This is a genomic window from Bradyrhizobium sp. STM 3809 (assembly GCF_000239795.1).
Classification (GTDB): domain Bacteria; phylum Pseudomonadota; class Alphaproteobacteria; order Rhizobiales; family Xanthobacteraceae; genus Bradyrhizobium.
On record NZ_CAFJ01000392.1, the window covers coordinates 1 to 3,278 of the forward strand.

3 protein-coding genes are annotated in these 3,278 nt (G+C 65.2%); all 3 read left to right on the forward strand.

The genetic code is table 11. The features are described from left to right. Positions 1-994, forward strand: a 994-nt coding sequence (nifK, locus tag BRAS3809_RS19810; protein ID WP_035657060.1) for a nitrogenase molybdenum-iron protein subunit beta, incomplete at its 5' end; no start/stop codon positions are given. A 134-nt stretch (positions 995-1,128) separates the two neighbouring features. Continuing rightward, the gene (gene nifE / locus BRAS3809_RS19815; protein ID WP_008963837.1) at positions 1,129-2,805 is read left to right on the forward strand and encodes a nitrogenase iron-molybdenum cofactor biosynthesis protein NifE; all 1,677 of its coding nucleotides are present in this window, start codon (positions 1,129-1,131) and stop codon (positions 2,803-2,805) included. A gap of 10 nt (positions 2,806-2,815) precedes the next feature. Then, a partial coding sequence (locus tag BRAS3809_RS19820; RefSeq protein WP_035657062.1) for a nitrogenase component 1 occupies positions 2,816-3,278 on the forward strand: 463 nt, incomplete at its 3' end.

The following is a 3,278-nucleotide window of genomic DNA, read 5'->3' on the forward strand; positions in this document are numbered from 1 at the left end:
CGTCGGCAGCCACGTCACGGGCTACGACAACGCGATGAAGGGCATTCTCGACCATTTCTGGGATGGCAAGGCCGGCACCGCGCCGAAGCTGGAGCGCGTTCCGAACGAGAAGATCAACTTCATCGGCGGCTTCGACGGCTACACCGTCGGAAACATCCGCGAGGTCAAGCACATCTTCGAGGAGATGGGGATCGAGTACACCATCCTCGGCGACAACTCGAACGTGTTCGACACGCCGACCGACGGCGAGTTCCGCATGTATGAGGGCGGCACGACCCTGGAAGACGCGGCCAATGCCGTTCACGCCAAGGCGACGATCTCGATGCAGCACTATTGCACCGAGAAGACGCTGCCCTTCATCGCCAATCACGGCCAGGAGGTGGTCTCGTTCCACCACCCGGTCGGCGTGTCCGGCACCGACGCCTTCGTGATGGCGCTGTCGCGCATCTCGGGCAAGGAGATCCCGGAGTCGCTCGCCGTCGAGCGTGGCCGCCTGGTCGACGCGATCGCCGACTCCAGCGCTCACATCCACGGCAAGAAGTTCGCGATCTATGGCGATCCGGACCTCTGCCTCGGCCTCGCCTCGTTCCTGCTGGAACTCGGCGCCGAGCCGACCCATGTGCTCGCCACCAACGGCAACAAGGAGTGGGCGGAGCGCGTGCAGGCGGTGTTCGATGCCTCGCCGTTCGGCAAGAACTGCCACGTGTATCCCGGCAAGGATCTCTGGCACATGCGCTCGCTGCTGTTCACCGAGCCGGTCGACTTCCTGATCGGCAACACCTACGGCAAGTACCTGGAGCGCGACACCGGCACGCCGCTGATCCGCATCGGCTTCCCGATCTTCGATCGCCACCACAAGCACCGCTATCCGGTGTGGGGCTATCAGGGCGGCCTGAACGTGCTGGTCACGATCCTCGACAAGATCTTCGACGAGATCGATCGCAACACCAACGTGCCGGCGAAGTCTGACTACAGCTTCGACATCATCCGCTAAGTCACGGCGCGCGGCGGTCCCCAGGGGCCGCCGCGCGCTTCGCTCCGGACGATGCGGCTCGTGGGAAGGCAACGAATGCCTGAGCCTCTTCGTCCCACCAAGACGCGCCGAAGGTCCGCCAACAGGAGAAGCCGATGAGCTCGCTGTCTGCCACGATCCAGAACGTCTTCAACGAGCCGGGTTGCGGCAAGAACGCCAACAAGTCCGAGGCCGAGCGCAAGAAGGGCTGCACCAAGCAGCTGCAGCCGGGCGGTGCGGCCGGTGGCTGCGCCTTCGACGGCGCCAAGGTCGCGCTGCAGCCGCTGACCGACGTTGCGCATCTCGTGCACGGGCCAATCGCCTGCGAAGGCAATTCCTGGGACAACCGCGGCGCGGCCTCGTCCGGCTCGCAGATCTGGCGCACCGGTTTCACCACAGATATCAACGAGACCGACGTCGTGTTCGGCGGCGAGAAGCGCCTGTACAAGGCGATCAAGGAAATCATCGAGAAATACGATCCGCCGGCGGTCTTCGTCTACCAGACCTGCGTGCCCGCCATGACCGGCGACGACATCAACGCGGTCTGCAAGGCGGCCTCGGCCAAGTTCGGCAAGCCCTGCATTCCCGTCAACTCGCCCGGCTTCGTCGGCCCGAAGAATCTCGGCAACAAGCTCGCCGGCGAGGCGCTGCTCGACCACGTCATCGGCACTGTCGAGCCGGAGGTGACGACGCCCTACGACCTCAACATCATCGGCGAATACAATCTCTCGGGCGAGCTCTGGCAGGTGAAGCCGCTGTTCGACGAGCTCGGCATCCGCATCTCCGCCTGCATCTCGGGCGACGGCCGCTACAAGGAGGTGGCGTCGTCGCACCGTGCCCGCGCGGCGATGATGGTGTGCTCCAAGGCGATGATCAACGTCGCCCGCAAGATGGAGGAGCGCTACGGCATTCCGTTCTTCGAGGGCTCGTTCTACGGCATCCAGGATTCCTCGGACTCGCTGCGCGAGATCGCGCGTCTTCTCGTCGAGCGTGGCGCGCCGGCGGACCTGCTGGACCGCACCGAGGCGGTGATCGCGCGCGAGGAGGCCAAGGCCTGGGCCGCGATCGAGCCGTTCAAGCAGCGCCTCACCGGCAAGAAGGTGCTGCTGATCACCGGTGGCGTGAAGTCGTGGTCGGTCGTGGCGGCGCTGCAGGAAGCCGGCATGGAGCTGGTCGGCACTTCCGTGAAGAAGTCCACCAAAGAGGACAAGGAGCGCATCAAGGAGCTGATGGGCCAGGACGCCCACATGATCGACGATATGGCGCCCCGCGAGATGTACAAGATGCTCAAGGACGCCAAGGCCGACATCATGCTGTCCGGAGGCAAGTCGCAATTCGTGGCGCTGAAGGCCGCGATGCCCTGGCTCGACATCAACCAGGAGCGCTCGCACGCGTTCATGGGCTATATCGGCATGGTGAAGCTGGTCGCCGAGATCGACAAGGCGATCTACAACCCGATGTGGGAGCAGCTGCGCAAGCGGGCGCCCTGGGAGAGCGCCAGCAACAATTGGCAGGCCAAGGCGATCGCGCAGGCCAATGCGGAAGCTGCCGCGCTGGCCGCGAATCCCGTCGCCGCGGAGGCCGCGCGCCGCGCCAAGAAGATCTGCCACTGCAAGTCGGTCGATCTCGGCACCATCGAGGACGCGATCAAGGCTCATGGCCTGACCGACGTCGCCGGCGTCCGCACCCACACCAACGCCTCGGGCGGTTGCGGCGCCTGTGCCGGCCGGGTCGAGGACATCCTGGCGGCGCAGAGGGCGCCGGCCGCGCCGCTCTTGCAGGCGGCAGAGTAGGGCAACGCTCATGGCCAAGGTCACCATCGGAAAGAAGGCCTGCGCGGTCAATCCGCTGAAGATGAGTCAGCCGATCGGCGGCTCGTTCGCCTTCCTCGGCCTGCGTGGCGCGATGCCGCTGCTGCACGGCTCGCAGGGCTGCACCTCGTTCGGCCTGACGCTGTTCGTGCGCCACTTCAAGGAAGCGGTGCCGATGCAGACGACGGCCATGAGCGAGGTCGCCACCGTGCTCGGCGGCTACGAGAATGTCGAGCAGGCGATCCTGAACATCCATAAGAAGCAGAAGCCGGAGATCATCGGCATCTGCTCGACCGGCGTCACCGAGACCAAGGGCGACGACGTCGACGGCTACATCAAGCTGATCCGCGAGAAGCACCCGGAGCTCGCCAGCTATCCGCTGGTCTACGTCTCGACGCCCGACTTCAAGGACGCGTTCCAGGACGGCTGGGACAAGACGGTCGCCAAGATGGTCG

Coding starts and splice junctions, on each gene's coding strand:
- nifE (WP_008963837.1), top strand. CDS start 1,129: ATGAGCTCGCTGTCTGCCACGATCCAGAACGTCTTCAACGAGCCGGGT.